This is a genomic window from Polynucleobacter sp. GWA2_45_21, assembly GCF_001830325.1.
Taxonomy (GTDB): domain Bacteria; phylum Pseudomonadota; class Gammaproteobacteria; order Burkholderiales; family Burkholderiaceae; genus Polynucleobacter.
The window spans coordinates 1-19,182 of the sequence record NZ_MHZG01000010.1; the positions used below are offsets into that span (position 1 = coordinate 1).

The window sequence follows — 19,182 nt, forward strand, 5'->3', positions numbered from 1 at the left end:
AAGCGAGCTAATTACACTGCAGTGATTTCTCATCGCTCCGGTGAAACAGAAGACAGCACTATTGCTGATATTGCTGTTGGTACGAATGCTGGCCAGATTAAGACAGGTTCACTGTCTCGCTCTGATCGTATTGCCAAATACAACCAACTGTTGCGTATCGAAGAAGATTTGGGTGATGTAGCTACTTATCCAGGTAAGTCTGTTTTCTATAATTTACGAGGCTAAACATGCTACAAGCTAATGTGATGAGGAATAAAAGGGTATCTCGTTCATTTCCTATAGTGGATTTACTTTACAAGTCTTATGAGTTGGATTCAGAGGCCATTACACGTTACTGGTCTCAGCAGCTTTTAAATGCCAATGAAATTTTGCAACTGCATCAAGGGCTTATTCAGGATTCTTTTGAGAGGCTCTCATACATAGCCAGCAAACATCAATTAGATGCTTACTATAAGGATTTAGTAGCTCTTCTAAGTAAAAACTTATTTGTACCCATTCAAAAAAGAAGTGTGGACCCAGTTAATAGCCAAAGAGTCCTCTCCCAATTTGTTTTGATCGCTCATGAATGTTTTCTAGATACCGCCTTAAATTTCTTTATGGCATCCTCTGAGACAGTCTTAAAGCCAATCTATGATGAGTATCATGAGAGGGTGCAGAATTTACTTAATTCATCTGAAATTCCCAATTAGACAGTATCTAAATCGTATCTAATGAGTGAAATTGAGCATTATTTTTCTATACACAATCGATCATGGGATTGCTTGGGAGAGCTAACTACTGAAGAAAAACGAGTGCGCATCGACTTAGCTACATGTTATAGACTTGCTGCCAAAATGAATTGGGATGATGGTATCTATACCCATATCTCTGCAGCCATTCCCAACCAACCTGATGTCTATTTAATTAACCAATTTGGGCTAAGGTTTGACGAAGTGACCCCCTTAAATCTTGTCAAAGTAAATATATTGGGAATTGTATTGGTGGGGGCTGGGCCAGCTAATGTTTCTGGGTTTGCAATCCATGGTGCCGTGCATGCTGCCAGAAAAGATGCGATGTGTGTTTTTCATTTACATAACGAATCTAGTATTGCTGTCTCGGCCCAGGCAAAAGGGCTACTCCCTTTATCTCAGCATGCGATGCGCTTTTATCAAGATCTTGCCTATCACCCATATCAAGGATTGGCTTTATCAGCAGATGAGCAAAATGAACTTATCGGTAATTTAGGTGCAAAAAAGGCCTTACTATTAAAAAATCACGGAAGTCTTGTTTGCGGAACATCGGTCCAGCAGGCATTTTATCTGATGCATACCTTAGATAAGGCTTGCTCCATTCAGCTAAAGGTGCGTGATCCGATGAATGATGCCATCTACCCTGATGAGCATATTTGCAACAAAACATACCAACAGCTTTGCCTGGACGGGGATGCGGAAGGTCAAATTGAGTGGCCAGCCTTTGAGCGCTGGCTATTGAATTCTTAGTAATTAACTCACAGGAGATCTTATGCCAATAATTCAGATACAACTTTTTGAGGGTCGGAGCGCTGACGTTAAGCGAGAGTATGCAATTGCAATCACAAAGGCCGCAGTAAAGATTATGGGATGCTCGGCAGATTCGGTCGACGTTATCTATCAGGATGTAAAAAAGTCTGATTGGGCTACTGCTGGTAAGTTGTGGAATGAACAATCATAAATCCGAGCCTTCTCTTTGGTAGGTATTCAAATTCCCCCGCTTTCAATAATTTGCCTACCTGTCGGGCTTTTATCATATTCACTAATTGCCACTTTATATCCTTAGTAACTATTGAGTAGGCAATGCACGCCACAGTCCCTTCAGGGTCGATTTGAGTCGGTCAGCTTGACTTAATTGCTTTTGAAAACGAAAGATATCCTAGATATATGACAGAGAAGCTTCCAGAGTCGTTCATTAGTTACACCGTGCCCATCTACTGGGGTAATCTTCATATCGACAAAGAATTCAACGCTGGCGCTTTCATCAGCGCCCACGAATTCCGTAACTTGGATCAGGTGGTTGAGTTTGTAATCGAATTGGACCGCAATGATCTACTTTATCGGAAATATCTCGGGTCATCTGCATACATTGACGGTAAGGTGAACGAATTTGAAGATAGGAATCGTATTTTGGATCGATTCGAACAGATTTTCGAATCGCCGCCGGTAATACCACGTGCGCAAACAGTAGTGGGGCGTATCGCAAGTCTACTGTGCGAACCACGGCGGTATCGGCGTCAGTTAAAAAATGCAATTCAAGCAGCAAATTTGTTTGGAAGATCGAATGACTAGGCAGCCCCACACTTTTAGGATAAATCTAAGATGGCCACATTAACAGTTCCCATTAAGGTTGGATTTTGTGTCAAGCAATATCAGTCACGCCAATATGTTAGCAAGAACTTTTCTATCCAAGTACATAACGGAAGAGGGTCTGTTATTGTCTTATGACCCAAGTGTAGTTTCAATTGATGCACGCAGAGATAATAAACCTTCTGGATCTAATGTTACCCTTATTTATAACACCCCCTAATAAACTTAATATCAGGCTGGAAAGCGTCTGCTAAAGTGGTAGCGATTCATAAATACGTATCACGTGTCTATTGATTATGAATATCTTAATATTGGATGATGGTAAAGCAGGACATAGAAAGCAGGCAATGGCTCTATTTGCCCTCATCAATCGTATTTTGGCTAAAAAAGGTATTGACCAAAAAAATATAGATTGCAAAATTATTCCAACAAAATTTGATAATTTATTACAAAAAATTGTTTACAAAATAATTTTTGGATACCTAATTAAATCAGATTACTTATTATATTTAGTTGCCGAGATTCTGACTCCACCAATAATTTTAGAAATATCAAAATTCTCCCCCGATTTAATAATTAGTTGTGGATATTCTTCATCTTGCATGAGTGCAATATTAAGCAATAAGAACGCTTTGAAAATTGCCATACTTTATCCAGGCGCCAATTATGCAGATAAATTTAGTTTAGTCATTACTCCTCAGCATGACTTGGTCAAGATTGAAGATATTTCTAACATTGTGACAACAAAATTTGCACTAACTGAGGATCTTATTCATTGTGATAGAGGCGCTAAAAAATTAAAATTGGGGTTATTAGTTGGTGGTAATAGCAATACGCACAGTTATACAAAAAAATTCTCAAGGAATATTTGTGAGGGGCTAATCAGTTTTGTAAAGACAAATGATTTAGAGGTTATGTGGACCCCATCCCGAAGAACTCCGCCATATTTTTTGAGTATTTTTGACGATGCTTTAATGAAGAGTGATGGAGTAAGACATTTATTTAAATGTCTTACATCACCGAATGCGTCAGAAGATATCTTAAGGGAGTGCGATTGGGTGCTGGTATCTGCCGATAGTATTTCAATGATCTCTGAAGCCCTTGCAGCGGGGTGTAAGGTTACAGTGTTTAGACCTCCTAGGCGACTAGGTTTTTCGAAAAAAAATCGAGCGTTTATTAATTCTCTAGAAGCGTTAGGGTATATCAGGGTGTGTGAGATTGATGAGATTTCTAGGCAGCAATATCCTATGACACAAGAAAATAGTTATAAACTTTTTTGTGAGGACAGGAATAGCATCGAAAAAAGTATAAGTCAATTACTTCATAGGTTTTGAAGAAATAAATTGTTGAATTTAAAAATGAAGAAAAATTATAAGATCTATGACTGCTTTTTGTTCTACAACGAACTTGATATGCTGGAGCTCAAGTTAACTGAGATGTATGACGTGGTGGATAAGTTCGTGCTACTGGAGTCATGTGAAACTTTTCAGGGCTCTCCCAAAAAATATTTTTACGAAGAAAACAAGCATAGGTATGCTCGTTTTTCTGAAAAAATAATTCATATTAAGCTTGGTCCGCAGAAAAGTTTTAAAAGATACTTTTTTAAGAAATGTGGTAAGAATTGGTCGCGAGAATACTATCAAAGGGATCAGCTAAAGCTAGGCCTGGTAGATGCCCGTCCCAATGATCTTGTGATTATCTCCGATGTCGATGAGATTATTTCTGGAAAAAATTTTCCTAAAATCATCAGCTCTTTCATCAGGGGTGATATTGCCATATTTGAAATGCCATTGTTTCAATTTTCAGTAAATTATGAGTGGATATTTTCTGATAGAAGACTTCCCCAATTTCGATGCCTGGGCCCTAGAATGGTTGAATATAAGGATTTTAAAGGTGCTCAGATGTTAAGGAAAGTTAAGCGAATTTATCCAAATTGGGCAAAGCAATTTTTATTGCTGAGATTATTTTTTAGGATTCTTGGACGCATTAAATATGGGGTTTTTAATCATTTGCAGTATTTTGAGGATGCTGGATGGCACTTTACCTCAATGGGCGATTGGAAATTCTTTAGAAATAAGGTTGAATCATTTGCTCATGAGGACTGGAAAATAGGTGGGCAGTATCTCGATGAAAGTGTTTTTGAGTATTTCACTACAGCCCCCGAAACAACTCGACCATACCCCATTGAAAAACTTCCAAAATTTATACAAGAAAATCGAAATTTATTCCTATTTAGATAGGGGATTGTTGAGAATTTTATATGTTTTTTAAATTGGACCCTTTTAATATGTACTGCCCGATCATTCGCTCTTTAGCGGATCCAGGGGCTAATGAAGTTGCGATTACTATTGATGATGGCCCTAATTCTTGTACCACCTTGGCCTTGCTGGATTTATTAGATGAGCACAAAGGAAAAGCAACCTTTTTCCTATCTGGGTTCAGAGCCATCAAAAATCCAGAATTAGTGGAAGAAATTGTTTTACGGGGTCATGCAATTTATTCGCATGGTTGGGATCATAAGCGTCTTGATAAATTGCCTTATGGTGAATTAAGTCGATCAATGAATCTATGTGAACTTCTTTTGAGGAAATACAGACCAACCCCTTCAATCTATTTGGCAAGAATTCCATTCAATAGTGGGTATAGAAAATTTGCAGTTCACCGTGAACTAAAAAATTGGATTCCACGCTGTCAAATTGCGCATTGGAGTTTGCAAACTCGGGATCATGCATTTTCCGATCGCTTTGGAAATGATGCAAATCCAATTGTTAGAATTCGTGATGAGATTCTCAGGTTATTGCAAATGCAATTAAAGCCTGGGGCTGTGATTTTAATGCATGATCTTCCTATAAAAGATGATCTTATTAATGATTTGGATATTCAATTTACTATATCTACTATGAAATTTTTACTTGAAGAGCTTACTTCTCAAGGCTTCCGGTCTGTTGTTTTGCGTCCAAAAGTTTAGGCGCTACAGGATGAGTAATTTGAAGAATATAGAGTAGGGCTACTTAATCAATTTTCTAATTTTGTGGCAAGAATGATGTCTCCTTGTCGATCAATAATCTTTAAGGAAGGCAGTTCAGGCAGCCGGTCTTCTCGAAGCACTATAAATATGGGTTGACTTCCTTGTAGGCGACTGCTGAGTTCGAGAGACGTCAAAAATAATTCTGGTCTTGGTGCAATACTTAAGCCATTTTCCAATTCACCGACAATGTCTATGAATATAGCTGGTCGATTTAAATAAAAATTAGTATCTAGGATGTAGGTTTTGTAGATGGCGATCGGATGGTTTTGAATGATCGATTTATTGGATAAGATTAAGTGCTTAATAGATTTCGGCTGAATAAGATATGTCCCGTAATTTAGAGAGAATAAAAATGGGAGATAGGCAATAACAATGCGAATATTGTTTCGCCGGGGACTAATCAATTGCCACAGAAAACCCGTTGCAGCTATTAATGCGGCTCCTGATAAGACCCACCTGAAATACCCTAATGTACCAATGTATTGTGCAGAAAAAGGGATGTGGCTTGATAAGGGCCCAGTTAGAAATGCTAGGCTTAGCATGGTGAAAAATGAAATTCCTAGGCCGATTGAATTAATTACCCTATTTTCCGGGCTGGCTTGAATTTTCCCAATCAATATACTTAAGGGCGCTATTAATGGTAAAAAATAGCCAGGAAGTTGAGAGTGAGAGAATGAAAAAAATAGAAATATACTTGCGCTCCATAAAATAAAAAAATTATCAATTTCTGAAAAATTATTCTTGCAACGCCAATTTTTTATTGCATTTTGCACCACCCCATAAAGATATCCTGTCCATGGCAGCATTCCAATGCTTAAGACTATCAGGGGAAACCATGGGGATTGATTGCGATGGTGAATGTTAGTAGTAAAGCGTCGAAAATGCTCGTTGATAAAATAGAACTCAAAAAAGTTTTCATGACGTATTGCAACAAAATAATGCCAAGGAATTGTTATGCTGAAAAATAACATTAAACCTAGACCGCTTATGCAGGCTCGCAACACATCAAGGCGGTGAGTGATGATGCACCACGTCAGGATTACTAAGGAGGGTAAAATTACACCAATGAGACCTTTTGCGAGTACGGCAAGTGCGCAAAATAAATACACCAATATAAAGTAAGTTTTTCTTGATTTTTCACTGGATGTTGCTCCGATCAAGAAGCACATTAGTGATGCTGTAATGAGGCATGAGACAAGTAGATCAATATTAAAAACTTGACCAAAGACGGTGATAAATAGGGTGGTTGCTGCAATCAGACCAGCATTCAATCCCGCAACCCTGCCATAAAATCTTGTTGCCACAAAGGCGCTCAAGGCCGCAATGCTAAGCCCCGATAAAAAGGGCCATATACGTAACCCACCCTCATTTGGCCCAATTAGCCAGATTGATATTGCCCCCAGCCAGTAAAGAAGCGGTGGCTTCTCTAGGTAGGGGACGCCATTCAAGTGAGGAATGATGAAATCATTGCTATTAATCATCTCCAGTGCGATAGCGCCATAACGTGTTTCATCGGGGTTTTGCAGGCCCCGGCCCCAAAGCCATGGAAGAAGGCTAAGTGATAGCAGTAGAGCGGTAGTTAAGCAGGGGCGCTTTTTTACCCAAGAATAGAGTTTGGTAATCATCTATATATTTTCGGGTACCCTAGTTTGTAGTAAATGAATAATTGGGGGAAAAAATTAAGAGTGGGTCTAGCGCTGCAATATGTGGGTAATATTTGCTCATTTAGACAATCTTTAAAGATGCTATTGATGAAGCAACGTAAAAATATAGATGTTATATCCTATCCAACATGAAAATAATTGGATGTTGGAAATATGAATCTATGCGAACTATAACCTCACGTTGGGTATTGGCTCTTGCTACGGCATTTATCATGACGGCATTGATTCTGCTGCCAGAAATCATTTTTTCCCCCAGCGCACTAGCCCGAGATATCCAAAATAAAGAGTATTTTATTTTATTTGGAGTTTGCATATTAATCTGTACTTGTGGCCGCCCTCGTTTTGCTGCAAGTATAGTGTCGATTCTTGGTTTTATGGTTCTTACGGAAATTGGTCATTATATGTATTTTGGGCGCATGCTAAGTCCAATCGCTGTAAGACTAATGTTTCAGGAGTGGGCGGAGATTATTAATACTGGTTTGTCGCTATCGCCATATATTTTTGGATCTTTTTTAGTAATAGTATTGTGCTATGGCGTCATCATAGCAATGGTGTTCAAGTTGCAAGGATATTTGCCCTCACTGCCAAAAATTGGGGTGCCAGCTTTAATCTTGCTCATGATATTACCTGCAGTATTGGTATCGTTGCGCTCTGATAAATTATTTTTTGCTGATAGATCTCACTATCCCATCCCGATTAGGGCGATATTCGCATATTCTATTGGTTTGGAATCTTGGTTTTTAGCGGGGAAATGTGATGCGGTAATTCATCAGATTCCAAGTTTGAAAATGAAGCAACCGCCAGCACGAGATGTGATTATTTTAATGGGTGAAAGTCTGTCTGCCTCGCACATGTCTGTGCTTGGTTATGAAAGAAAGACAACCCCATGGCTCGATGGGCAGCATAGTAATTCATTGGTTGGCTTTAAGGCGGTTTCAGCTATCTCGGCTGGGGTATCTACTCGTGGAGCTTTGCCATTATTTTTTAATGTTGTTAATAACCCAGTTGATAGGATTGCCATAGCTAAAGGAGCGACAAATTTATTTCGTCTTGCTCAGGCCAATGGGTTTGATGCCACTTTTATTACTTCTCAGAACGAGAATGTGATGCAAGGCGTTGACCTCAGTGGAGTAAGGGTGATAGATGTTCAGAAATGGAAAAAAATATGGGAGAAGAAGGGGGACTTAGGTTTGATTGATATGTTGGATAGGGTTCCAGCTTCGTCTCATCGTTTTATCGTCATTCAATTTAGAGCCCCTCATTCGCCTTATAGTGCATATATCAAAAATAGACCGGATTTGCATCGATTTACATCAAGCGATAACAATAGCAGAGGTGCTGAAGTTGATAGCTACGATAGCGCAGTGCTCTTAGTAGATGAGGTTGTCCAGGGTATTGTGGAGCACCTGAAGGTTAGAGAGAATTCCTCCTATCTCATCATGACTAGCGACCATGCAGAGTTATTGGGTGATAAAGGCCGGTGGGGGCATTCACTTTTGGATATTGATGTAGCCCATGTCCCTCTGATTCTGATTGCCCCTAAGAGTGATCGACACTTTTGGAAATGGGCTAACGCTAATTCCATTTATTCCCACTACCAAATAGCCCGTGAGGTGGCTTTCCTATTGGGTGTAACAATGGCGGAGCAGGCTGGCGATAAAAATCTGTTTTTAAACGGAGCATCGCCTTTTGGTGCCGATGGTTATTTGAAGTGGAGGGAGCTGAATGGTCAGGCAGTTGAGGTGGGGCGCGCTGTGAGTGAATGTAGTGAAATGCAGCATGTCAATTTAAAATCTATCTATTAAATAAGCTAATTTTAGAAAAACGCATGATTAGAGTTTTGTATGTTGTCCCAACCTTAAATGCTGGTGGTGTTGAATACGTTATTCATGCTTCTGCGCTAAGATTGAAAAATAAAGGCATTGAGGTAGTTGTGGCTTGTTCCTCGGGTAAGATGTGCCAGAGTCTTCGTGATGCGCAAATTAAAGTTATTAATATTGCCATTCATAGAAAGAATGTTTATCACATCCTTTTGAATGCATTTAAATTAATGCGCATCATACAAAAATACAAAATCAATGTCGTGCATGCTCACTCTAGAGCACCAGCATGGTCCAGTTATATTGCCTGTAAAACTACTTCAACCCCTTTTGTAACAACATTTCATAGCTTTTATGGGCATTTTCTTCTAAAAAAAATGTACAGCAAAGTAATGACTTATGGTGACATCGTTATTGTTCCATCGCGGGCTTTGTTAAGGCACGCGATTGATGTATATGGAGTTAATCCCGAAAAGATGAGATATGTGCCCAACTGGGTTGAAAACTCAGACGGTAATACTAGTAAGGCACTAGACGATTTCAAAAAAAATCTTCAAATTAGGGATGGTACGAAGGTGGCATCTGTTATTGCAAGAATAACTCGATGGAAGAGTCTCAATCTGATTTTGCAATCTTGGACCCATTTTCGCCAAGAGAATTGCGTTCTGATCATCGTGGGAAATATAGTTAGTAAAAGATATTTCAAGGAGATCGTGGAACTTTGCTTGAAGAGCGGTATGAATAATTCAGTAAAATTTATCAGCGGATCTAGAGAGAGCATTGAGAATGTTTTAGCGATAAGTGATCTATTAATTTCTTCATCTAGCTCGAAGCCTGAAGGATTTGGTTTAACTATGCTTGAAGCCGCATCTCGTGGAGTTCCGGTAGTTGCGACCAGTCATGGCGGTGCATTGGATATAGTTGTGGATGGGGTAACGGGATATTTATTCCCTCCCAATGATGTTAGCTCTTTGACTCAATGTATTGCTACAATATTTTCAATGTCAAAAGATGAAAAGGAGAATATGTCAATTTCTGCAATTCGTCATGCAAAAAACTTTAACCCAAGCCAATCCATTGAGAAGCTTCTTTCTGTCTATATGGGATTAATAAAGCACTAATTCATATGTCCAATGCATTTGATGAGATAGTTCTATCTAGACTACGCTGATTTCTTGATCCATAAGATAAAGTTTGGTATAAAGCCCATTATTTTTAAGTAGCTGTTTATGGGAGCCAAACTCAACAATTGCACCTTGATCCATTACCACGATTAAATCGGCATCAATAATGGTGCTAAGGCGATGTGCGATGACAACTCGTGTCGGCTTATTTGGTAAATGAATGATTGCCTGCTTGACGTCTTGTTCAGAAATATTATCCAGTGAAGAGGTTGCCTCATCCAACAGAAGAATCCGGCTGCCTTTAAGGAGCGATCTTGCAATGGAGAGCCGTTGACGTTCACCGCCCGATAATTTAATGCCTCGGGCTCCAATTAAGGTGTCGTAGCCCAGTGGAAGCGAGCTGATAAATTCATGAATAGCAGCAGCTTTTGCTGCATTTTCAATTTCCGCGCGAGTAGCTTTGGGGTAGCTATAGGCGATATTATTGGCCACGCTATCATCAAAAAGAAGCGTTTCTTGGGTAACCATGGCAATGCTATTTCGTAAGGATTTTTGTGTAACGTTTTTGATATCTGTGCCATCGATTAATATCTTCCCGCCAACGGGATCAAAAAATCTTGGAATAAGATTGATTAAACTACTTTTCCCGGCGCCAGATGGACCCACTATCGCTACTGTGCTACCTGCTGGTATTTTTAGATTGATCTTGCGAAGGCATGGTTTATCTTCCGAGTAATGAAAATCAACGTTTTCGAAAACGACTTCACCATTTCCAACTAAGAGCTCATTCGCATCTGGAGCATCTTTTACTTCGGAGTCTAAGTCTAGAATTTCTTTGATGCGTTCGGCTGCAGTAATGCCCTCTTGTATAGAATTTCCAAAATCATCTAAACGTTTTAATGGGCGGTAAGCAGAAATGAGGGCAACTAAGATGGTGGTTAAAGCAGGTAGCGTCATTACGCCTAGATTCGCTCGCCAAGATCCTACTAACATTACAAGAATGATACAGGTGCCAGTTATCACTTCATTAAGTGGGAGTGAGAGAGATCGGGCTCGTAAAGTATCTAAATGTAATTTGGATAAATCTTCAAATGATTGGTGCATTCGATCTGTTTCTCGTTCTTCAGCGCTAAAAATTTTCACTAGACGAACATTGAATAGAGTTTCTGAGATTCGAGATATCAGTTGTGATCTGCTTTCTAGTAATTGACGCATTAATTTTTTTCGACGAACTGAGAGTTGCCCCTTTCCAATTGCAAGCAAGGGAACTGCAATCATCGCTACTAATGCTAATTGCCAATCTTGATAAATAACAATCCCGATAAGAAAGACGAAGGAGAGAGTATCTTGTAAAGAGCCAACAAATATTCTGCCAGTAATATCCCTTACTAATGCGGTTTCCTCCATGCAGATTGCTGATAATTGCCCAACATGGTTTCGCATTAAATAACTTACGTCTAACTTTAATATATGGTTAAATAGATCCCGCCTTAGTTCTGCGACTATATTCAGTCCTGTTTTTTCTAATATGATTGTTTGAACATATTGGCTAATTCCTGCCACTATTGAAGCGAGCATTATGATTATTGCTATCAACATGATTGGCATAGTTGGGTGATTGCCGAATGATGCCTGCAAAGCCGGCTTGATCATCATGATTACTGTGCTTGACGCCATCACGGCAACAATAATGGAGGCCCAAATGATTGCAAAATTTTTGCGATGGGGCCAAATATAGGAACGTATTAGCCATAGAAATGTTTGGCTTTCGACTGTGCTAAAGCCAAATTTGCGAAGTATAAAGTTCATTTGTTCAGGGTCAGCATAATATTGGATAGAAGTGTTCTCAAATCTTCCGAAACCATCGACCAATTTCGAGGTATGTAAGCCCTTTTGATTTTAAGTTCTAAGCTTAACCTCAGTTCATTGTTTTTCACTAAATTGATTATTGTTTCCTTCCAATTTTGATGGTCTAGTGGATCAAGCATTATGGTAAACCCTTCCCCAGCCTCGGGCAGGGAGGAGGTATTGGCGGTGATGCAGATCTTTCCGTAGCCTAGACTTTCAGTTACTGGTAGACCCCATCCTTCATATCTAGATGGATATACAGAGAATAGACAGTTGCCATAAAGCCAAGATAATTCATTGTCAGTCGGAGACTCAATGTGTATAACGCTTTTTTGAAGTCTAGGGTCTAACTTTATACGTTCAATGATTTTATCTGCACCATTACCTTTAGACCCGGCAATAACTAATCCAATTTCACCCATTTTTGAGTTATTGGAGAATTCAGACCATATATTTAGTAAAAGAGCGTGATTTTTTCTATCCGTAATACTTCCTACGCACAACACAAATCTTTTACAAGGTAGCTGATACTGGCTGGGCCGTTCGGTTTGATGAATGGTATCGCAGCCTAGGGGAATTATTGTTAATTTTGGGGGTAATATTTTTGTTTGGTGGCAAAACTCTAAAAAATCATTTTTGGTATTTTCTGAGTTGCAAATTACGGTATCAGCAGCTGTTGCGACTAAAATACCAGATCTAAATCTTTCGACATATTCGTTTGATTTTACCCAGTGTGGAAATTTAACTGGAATCAAGTCATGGCAAAAAGAAACATGATGAAAATTATTTTTTTTACGCACACTTTTAAAGTAGGGCCATCTACCTAAATGTCGTATGGCATCGCATTCCAGATAGATATCGGCATCTTCTAGTCGGATAAAAGGACCAATGGATAGAAGCTTTTGTTTTATTCTCTGAAATTCAATATTTTTAGAATGTACATTAATTTCTGAAGAAGAAAATCTGTTTAAAAAATGCTCTACCCTACTTTTTGAAATTTTCATAAAACCAAATGTGTTTCGACAGACATAGGCCACATCCCACTCATTTGGTGCTTGTAGCAGTGCTCTTATGAAGGCCCTTTCAACTCTGTCTATCCCATTGGGCGTGGTTGAAATGGATCGCACAGTATTGGTGACATCTAAAAATATTCTTGCCATATTAATTGGAATCCCCTTGGTGGATGGGATAATCGACAGTTAAATAAATTATCTTTGTTGAGATGGCTTATATTATGATGAGTAGTCAGGGTATTTCCGTAGTTATTCCAGTTTTTAATCGTGCCTATTGCATTTCTCAAACGTTACAGTCTATTTTTACTCAGAGTGTACCTGTTGATGCGGTGATTGTTGTCGATGACGGCTCTACTGATGGTATTAGGGATGTGATAGAGCGTATGTCATTTATTAGCCCGATTCCATTAATCTTTCATAGGCAGGAAAATTTAGGGCCTGGTAGAGCTAGAAATGTTGGCGTATCAATGGCCCAATCTAATTACATACTGTTTTTAGATTCGGATGATGAGTTGTTGCCAAATTCCATTGAACGTTTTCAAAAGGCAATCGTTGAAAATAACTTTCCAAATATGGTTTTTGGTGGACGCATAACATTACTGCCAAATAGAAAAAGTCATTTGACTTCTCCGCCTCCTTTATCAAAGGATAATTGGATAAACTTTAGAGGTGAATTGCTTAGCCTGCGCCCAACTGTTGGTATTGGTGCAGCTGTTATACAGCGTGAGTTTATTCACCAGCTTCCGTTTCCAGAAACATTTCGAGTTTGTGAGGATTTGGCATTTTATTCATTGATATTATTGCATGGACGATGCGTTAGATTTTCGGAGGCGCAGGTAAGAATAAATCAACGCACACACCATTCTTTTCGAGATGCAAATTTATTACTCATTGAACATGAGAATGCATACGCTTTCCCGCTAAAAAAATTACCAAATACCCCAGAAAAAATTCAGTTGCAAAACGAGCTAAGGGCGCTCCCTTTGTTGCGAACATTTCGTGAGCTGCATCGTGCAGGTGCAGATAAAATGGCTCGATCTTATTATTACAGCGCATTTCGTGTTAACCCTTGGGCGGCATTAAACATTAGTTATTTGAGAAAGTTTTTGCGTGGGCTCTTAGGGATAAAACATCCAGCAGCGAACAATACAGGGCGCTAGTGAGTATTGAATTTAGATTTATAAAAATATTCAAATAAATTATATGGCTCGAATCGTACTTGATATAAATCTTATATACCGCTTAAGGGGTAAAACCTTAACTGGGATTCCGCGACTAGAGAGAGCTCTTTTTGAATTTTTGTCGAATGAATTTGCTGGCGATGCTTTATTTTGCATTGGCAAACCTTTTGAGAAGGGGTTTATTCCTGCTTCTAATTATTTTTTAAAGCAGCTTAAGTGTAATAAGCTTCCCTCATCTTGGGATCGATTAAAGAATAGCTTGATCAAGAGGTTGGATGCCATTAAGGGGGCTATGGGAATCAGACGTAGCATTGCTTGGGCTAAGGGGGATTGCTATCTGAATGTCAGTCATTTATGGATGACTATCAACCAAGTAGACTACAAAAAATTTCGTCAAAATACTGATCTGAAAATTATCTTGTTTTGCCATGATTTTGCACCTCTATTGTTTCCTCACTTTTATTCACGTTCAGCGCATAAGAAATTTTCTTCTTCACTAGGAATGCTTGCGAAAGCTGATCTTGTGATATGTAATTCTCAATCCACATTATTGGATTTTCAAAAGTTATGTATTGAATTGGGACAAGAAATGCCTAAAGTAGCTATTGCAACCCTTGGAGCTAATTTATCTCGGGACATAGAGGGGGTGGAGGTTAAAAATTATAACTTTAATTGTGAAAAATTTATTCTTGTGGTTGGTACAGTAGTTGCTCGAAAAAATTATGAATTGCTATGTGATCTTTGGGAAACATTTGCCGATGATGATGTAATGCGGCATGTTGATTTGGTGATCGTTGGAGATCGGGGGTATGGCGCTGAGAGTATTTTAAATCGAATTGCCCGCGATCCAAAATTGGTTAATCGAGTATTTCATTTAAAGGATATCCAGGATTCACAACTTGCTTGGCTGTATAAACATTGCCTTTTCACGCTGTATCCTTCATTTTATGAGGGATGGGGAATCCCCATTTCAGAGTCCTTGGCCTTTAATAAGCTATGTATAGCATCATCTTCCTCGTCCATGCCGGAAGCTTCGCAAGGGTTGGCTATTCACTTAGACCCCCTTGATTTTGTAGCATGGAGGAGCGCGATTAAGTTTTACGTGCTTGATGACGATGCACGTTATAGGGCTGAGTTAAAAATTTCGAATGTATATAAACGCGAAGAATGGCATGAGATTGCATCTAAAATAATCGAATTGATACTGTCTAATAAGCATTAATTCTCAAATACCTATTATCCTGAATAAGAAAAATGAAAAAAGTTCTTGTAACCGGCGGTGCTGGTTTTGTTGGTCGACACTTATGTAAGGCTTTACTTGATAGAGGTGATCAAGTGATATGTGTAGATAATATTGTTCCTCTGACTGGGGGGATATGTCCAAGAGAAAAAGGCTGGCCACTATATAACCCATTTGATTATTCTAACTTTGAATATATAAAACAGGACTGCAGAAATTACTTTCAAGTTAATTTAGATGCAGATTTTGATGATGTTTTTCATTTGGCGGCAATGGTTGGTGGTCGCGAAATGATTGAATTTAATCCCCTTGCGGTAGCTGAAGATCTAGCAATTGATGCATTATTTTGGAAATGGGCTCAAAAAACAACCCCCCAAAAAATTGTTTGTTTTAGCTCGAGCGCAGCTTATCCAATTAGCCGCCAAGGTCCTGAGAGTTACATCCTCTTGGAAGAGGGGATTATTGATTTTAATGGCGACATAGGTATGCCAGATATGTCTTATGGTTGGGCAAAGCTCACTCATGAATATTTAGCTCAATTAGCTTATAAAAATCATGGATTAAAGTCAGTGACCTATAGGCCATTTTCAGGTTACGGGGAGGATCAGGATCTTGCATATCCATTCCCAAGTATCTGTTGTAGAGCGCTTGATGGGGCGGGAGGCGATACGCTCATGGTTTGGGGTACTGGTAATCAAATGAGGGATTTTATATATATCGATGATTGTGTTTTAGGCGTGCTGTCTACTATGGATAAAGTTGATGATGGTTCTGCGATTAACCTTTCCACGGGAATATATACATCATTTAAGGATTTTGCTTTGATGGCGGCCAATGAGGTTGGCTACAACCCCAGGGTAATTGGTACAAGCACGAAGCCGGAAGGGGTTTTTGCTAGAGCGGGGGATACTAAGAAGCAGAGAGAGTTTGGTTTTACCGCGGATATGACATTCAAAGATGGCATAGCGAAAGCCCTAAATTATTTTGAAAAGCGGAGGCGGTAGTGAGCAATTTACCTAATACCTTATTGGGAAGGTTTGGAGTTGTTAAGCTATGGCCCGGTATCAAAGTAGCAGAAGATGAAAATATAGAGAGACTTAAAAAGTCTGCCCATAGTTTAGGGCTGGAATGTATCGTGGTTGATTGGCGAGGAAGACTCATGACGCCCCCTTTCACTCAAATGACCCAAAAAGATCTCGATTTTGTTATCCATTTGCATTTTGAAACCCCTAAAGCCTATAACATTTTTTCATTTGTGACTCTATGGAATCCGGAAAAATTTTTCCACGACTGGGGTTACAGGAAGTACGCGACTAATTTACTTAGTCATGATGACTTTTTAAGTTGTAATGGCGCGGGTGCGGACAAAATGATTTCCCGTATGATTTGCAATGATCCGTCTCGTTTAAAACCGTTTTTCAAAATGTTTTGCTCGCTATCTGAGCCAATTATGGAGCCCGGTATAGGGGAGGGTAAATTATTTTATGCAGGCATAAATTGGGAGCGGTTGGGTAAGGGCAAATCTCGACATCAGGAAGTTCTGAAAATACTTGATTCGAGCGGTTCAATAAAAATTTATGGGCCACAACTTCTTCATGGTGTGAAAGTGTGGGATGGTTACAGGGGTTATATGGGGGAGTTACCATTTGATGGGGTTTCAATGGTGAGAGCCTTAAATCAGACTGGAATAGCCTTGGTACTTTCATCAGAGGCTCATTTAGAAAGCGAAATGAGCTCAAACCGATTATTTGAAGCCCTGGCGGCTGGAGTTATTTCTATTTGTGATGAGAATCCATTTTTCCGAAAATATTTTGGAGATGCTCTCCTGTATGTTGATACGTCGCTGCCGGCTAATAAAGTGGTTGATCAAATCAAATCGCATATCAATTGGGTTATACAAAATCCTCCAGAAGCGATTGAGCTGGCTAGAAAAGCTCAGGAAATTTTTCAAAAAGAATTTAGACTTGATTCATCCTTGAAAAATATATATGAAGGGTTGCCGAGTCGAAAGACTACTCTTGAGGAACGATTTATGTCAAAGGATATTGTGAGTGCAAAAAGGGTTCATTTATATCTTGTTGCGAAGGAATATGATCGGGAGAGTCTTAAGAGACTGTTGAGCAATGCGTGCTCTCAAAGCTATCACAATATTAGATTGGTGCTGGCCATTGATATTGCGGAGTCTAATGAGGGTGAGGTATTGCAATTAATTAATGAGATAGGTGCTTCTATAGAGCTACGCAGAGTCAATTTTAAAAAATTAAGTGGAGCTAAAAAAGTTTCTTGGCGAAAAATGGGGTCAGTAATCAGGGATATTCTAATTGCTGACACCATGCTCATAGATGGAGATCTCTTTTGTATAAATATGCCAAATGAGACTATATTTACCGACCATATTAGTCGCTTAGTGGGGGTGCTTAATGCAGATCCCGGTAAAAAATATTCCCATTGTCCAGTTTTAATTCCAGAACTTTCAAATAATAAGGATAATTTTTCCATCTCCTGGGGTGTTGGTTTAACAAATTTAGATCAACACATTCCCGGTAGCTACGCCCAACGATTGTTTGTCTGGAATTCTGATGATCCTATCGTCGAAAATATATTGCCTTATTTGGATCATTTTGCGCCGGTTGCGTTATCAGGCTTGATTGATGGCGCTAAATCGCATAAGCCAACCCTTTTAATTGAGTCATTTCAAATGGCTAATTTAAATTCTCAAATTGTAAATATTGAGCAAGAGCGAAATATTATTCGAGATCAGAATCCATTTCTGTTTGATTCACTTGATGGCGCGCAATACCATGGAGAATTGAGCTCGCCTGAATTCGTAAAGTTGCTGAGGCGACTGCCACAAAAACAAAAGCGTCGAATTTTCATTGACTTACTTAGAAATGCACTTCTACCAGGGTTTATTTATAAGAAATTTCCGCGGTTTAAGAGGGCGGAATAATAGTTACAAAGTCTATTTTTTATTAAGTCCAGTCAATTCAAGAAATCTAAGATGCTAGATAAAATTTATGCCAAATCTGCAATTTCAATTTTCTGGTTTTTAAGCTTCCTCCCCCTCTCATGTTTGCATACATTAGGAACATTTTCTGGCCTGGTGATGTGGATTCTTCCTGGGAGGTATCAAAAAAGAGCAAGAGAAAATTTTCAACAGGCATTTCAAAATAAAGGTGTATTTGTTGATTGCTTGGTTTTAATTGAAATGATGAAAATGTATTTTGAGCTTCCTTATTTGTGGGCGCCTAGAAATTTTCAAAGACTTAATAAGTTAGTTTCTGGTGGGGATTGGGGGCCAATAGATGGGGCTCTGGCATTAGGTAAGGGTGTAATATTTGTTTCTGCTCACGTCGGCTGTTTTGAAATGCTCTTACCTTACATAACGCAGCGATATTCTGGAGTTGGTATATTTAAAATACCGCGAAAAAATTGGATCAAACTATTTCTTAGTCGCTTTAGAAAATACCCAAATTTACAAATGGTACCGGCAAATTCTAAGGGGGTAAAAGAGCTCATTGGCGCTCTGCAAAGAGGCCGGCCTATTGGGATTATGGCGGATCATATTCCTCCAGAAGGCGGTGGAGTTTATGCCCCTTTTTTTGGGAAGCCTGCCTACACTATGAATCTTGTAAAGCGCCTTCAGTTGATTCAGCAGAGCCCGATTTTTATAGTTGGCGTGGAGCGGTTAAATCGAAGTAAGGGCTACCGATTCCATGCCATAGCGCTTGGTGAATTGCTTTCGGATGATTATCAACTTGCAGCAACGCAAATTAATAAAGCTTTGGAGGAGCTTATCTCGATAATGCCAAACCAATATTTATGGGGTTATAACCGTTATAAGCAGCCTAGACCGGGCCCAAAAACCTGATAAGTAATTGGTTCAATAATTTCATTTTCAGACGGTGTAATTACCCAAGGGAAGCGCTTGCGATGACTGATTCAC

At 39.2% G+C, this 19,182-nt stretch carries 17 protein-coding genes and 1 pseudogene; 15 read left to right on the forward strand and 3 right to left on the reverse strand.

The window, feature by feature from the left end:
• The 8 genes and pseudogenes from eno to A2X74_RS07795 form a co-directional block, all read left to right on the forward strand.
• Positions 1 to 225: pseudogene (gene eno / locus A2X74_RS07760) on the forward strand (phosphopyruvate hydratase); the annotation flags it as partial.
• Positions 226 to 227: 2 nt separating this feature from the next.
• On the forward strand, positions 228 to 689 hold the full coding sequence (locus tag A2X74_RS07765; protein WP_293624831.1) for a hypothetical protein: 462 nt from the start codon (positions 228 to 230) through the stop codon (positions 687 to 689).
• Positions 690 to 710: 21 nt separating this feature from the next.
• Positions 711 to 1,478, forward strand: a complete 768-nt coding sequence (locus A2X74_RS07770; RefSeq protein ID WP_299765176.1) for a class II aldolase/adducin family protein — start codon at positions 711 to 713, stop codon at positions 1,476 to 1,478.
• Positions 1,479 to 1,500: 22 nt separating this feature from the next.
• Entirely contained in the window at positions 1,501 to 1,689 is a 189-nt protein-coding gene (locus A2X74_RS07775; RefSeq protein WP_293624834.1) for a 4-oxalocrotonate tautomerase, read from the forward strand.
• 173 nt (positions 1,690 to 1,862) lie between these two features.
• On the forward strand, positions 1,863 to 2,300 hold the full coding sequence (locus tag A2X74_RS07780) for a glycosyltransferase family 10 (protein WP_299765227.1): 438 nt from the start codon (positions 1,863 to 1,865) through the stop codon (positions 2,298 to 2,300).
• A gap of 314 nt (positions 2,301 to 2,614) precedes the next feature.
• Positions 2,615 to 3,652: an ELM1/GtrOC1 family putative glycosyltransferase gene (locus tag A2X74_RS07785; protein WP_293624838.1), complete on the forward strand. Its 1,038-nt coding sequence runs from the start codon at positions 2,615 to 2,617 to the stop codon at positions 3,650 to 3,652.
• Positions 3,653 to 3,661: 9 nt separating this feature from the next.
• A complete protein-coding gene (locus A2X74_RS07790; RefSeq protein WP_299765181.1) occupies positions 3,662 to 4,558 on the forward strand; it encodes a hypothetical protein in 897 nt (298 codons plus the stop codon).
• 20 nt (positions 4,559 to 4,578) lie between these two features.
• Positions 4,579 to 5,286 carry a polysaccharide deacetylase family protein gene (locus tag A2X74_RS07795; protein WP_288048175.1) on the forward strand — a complete coding sequence of 236 codons (708 nt, stop codon included), beginning with the start codon at positions 4,579 to 4,581 and terminating at the stop codon, positions 5,284 to 5,286.
• Between the two features lie 47 nt (positions 5,287 to 5,333).
• Here A2X74_RS07795 and A2X74_RS07800 read toward each other — a convergent pair whose 3' ends face one another.
• Entirely contained in the window at positions 5,334 to 6,971 is a 1,638-nt protein-coding gene (locus A2X74_RS07800) for a glycosyltransferase family 39 protein (protein WP_216228585.1), read from the reverse strand.
• Between the two features lie 167 nt (positions 6,972 to 7,138).
• On the opposite strand from A2X74_RS07800, the gene A2X74_RS07805 reads away from it, so the two are divergent.
• Positions 7,139 to 8,815: a sulfatase-like hydrolase/transferase gene (locus A2X74_RS07805; RefSeq protein ID WP_299765186.1), complete on the forward strand. Its 1,677-nt coding sequence runs from the start codon at positions 7,139 to 7,141 to the stop codon at positions 8,813 to 8,815.
• Between the two features lie 23 nt (positions 8,816 to 8,838).
• Positions 8,839 to 9,951: a glycosyltransferase gene (locus A2X74_RS07810; protein ID WP_293624855.1), complete on the forward strand. Its 1,113-nt coding sequence runs from the start codon at positions 8,839 to 8,841 to the stop codon at positions 9,949 to 9,951.
• A 36-nt stretch (positions 9,952 to 9,987) separates the two neighbouring features.
• Here A2X74_RS07810 and A2X74_RS07815 read toward each other — a convergent pair whose 3' ends face one another.
• Together A2X74_RS07815 and A2X74_RS07820 are read right to left on the reverse strand one after the other, a co-directional pair.
• Complete coding sequence (locus A2X74_RS07815) at positions 9,988 to 11,763, reverse strand: ABC transporter ATP-binding protein (protein ID WP_293624857.1); 1,776 nt, start codon at positions 11,761 to 11,763, stop codon at positions 9,988 to 9,990.
• Positions 11,760 to 12,962 carry a glycosyltransferase family 1 protein gene (locus tag A2X74_RS07820; protein ID WP_216228581.1) on the reverse strand — a complete coding sequence of 401 codons (1,203 nt, stop codon included), beginning with the start codon at positions 12,960 to 12,962 and terminating at the stop codon, positions 11,760 to 11,762. Before A2X74_RS07820 ends, A2X74_RS07815 begins: the two co-directional genes overlap by 4 nt.
• A gap of 62 nt (positions 12,963 to 13,024) precedes the next feature.
• On the opposite strand from A2X74_RS07820, the gene A2X74_RS07825 reads away from it, so the two are divergent.
• Genes A2X74_RS07825 through A2X74_RS07845 form a run of 5 tightly spaced genes read left to right on the forward strand, consistent with a single transcriptional unit; the run spans position 13,025 to position 19,107 of the window.
• Positions 13,025 to 13,975: a glycosyltransferase family 2 protein gene (locus A2X74_RS07825; RefSeq protein WP_293624859.1), complete on the forward strand. Its 951-nt coding sequence runs from the start codon at positions 13,025 to 13,027 to the stop codon at positions 13,973 to 13,975.
• 43 nt (positions 13,976 to 14,018) lie between these two features.
• Positions 14,019 to 15,218, forward strand: coding sequence for a glycosyltransferase (locus A2X74_RS07830; protein WP_216228579.1), 1,200 nt, complete (start codon positions 14,019 to 14,021; stop codon positions 15,216 to 15,218).
• A gap of 32 nt (positions 15,219 to 15,250) precedes the next feature.
• Positions 15,251 to 16,240 (forward strand): NAD-dependent epimerase/dehydratase family protein, encoded by a 990-nt coding sequence (locus A2X74_RS07835; protein WP_293624861.1) that lies wholly within the window; start codon positions 15,251 to 15,253, stop codon positions 16,238 to 16,240.
• Entirely contained in the window at positions 16,240 to 18,186 is a 1,947-nt protein-coding gene (locus A2X74_RS07840; protein WP_293624863.1) for a glycosyltransferase, read from the forward strand. Before A2X74_RS07835 ends, A2X74_RS07840 begins: the two co-directional genes overlap by 1 nt.
• A gap of 51 nt (positions 18,187 to 18,237) precedes the next feature.
• Positions 18,238 to 19,107: a lysophospholipid acyltransferase family protein gene (locus A2X74_RS07845; protein ID WP_293624865.1), complete on the forward strand. Its 870-nt coding sequence runs from the start codon at positions 18,238 to 18,240 to the stop codon at positions 19,105 to 19,107.
• Positions 19,108 to 19,182: the final 75 nt, after the last annotated feature.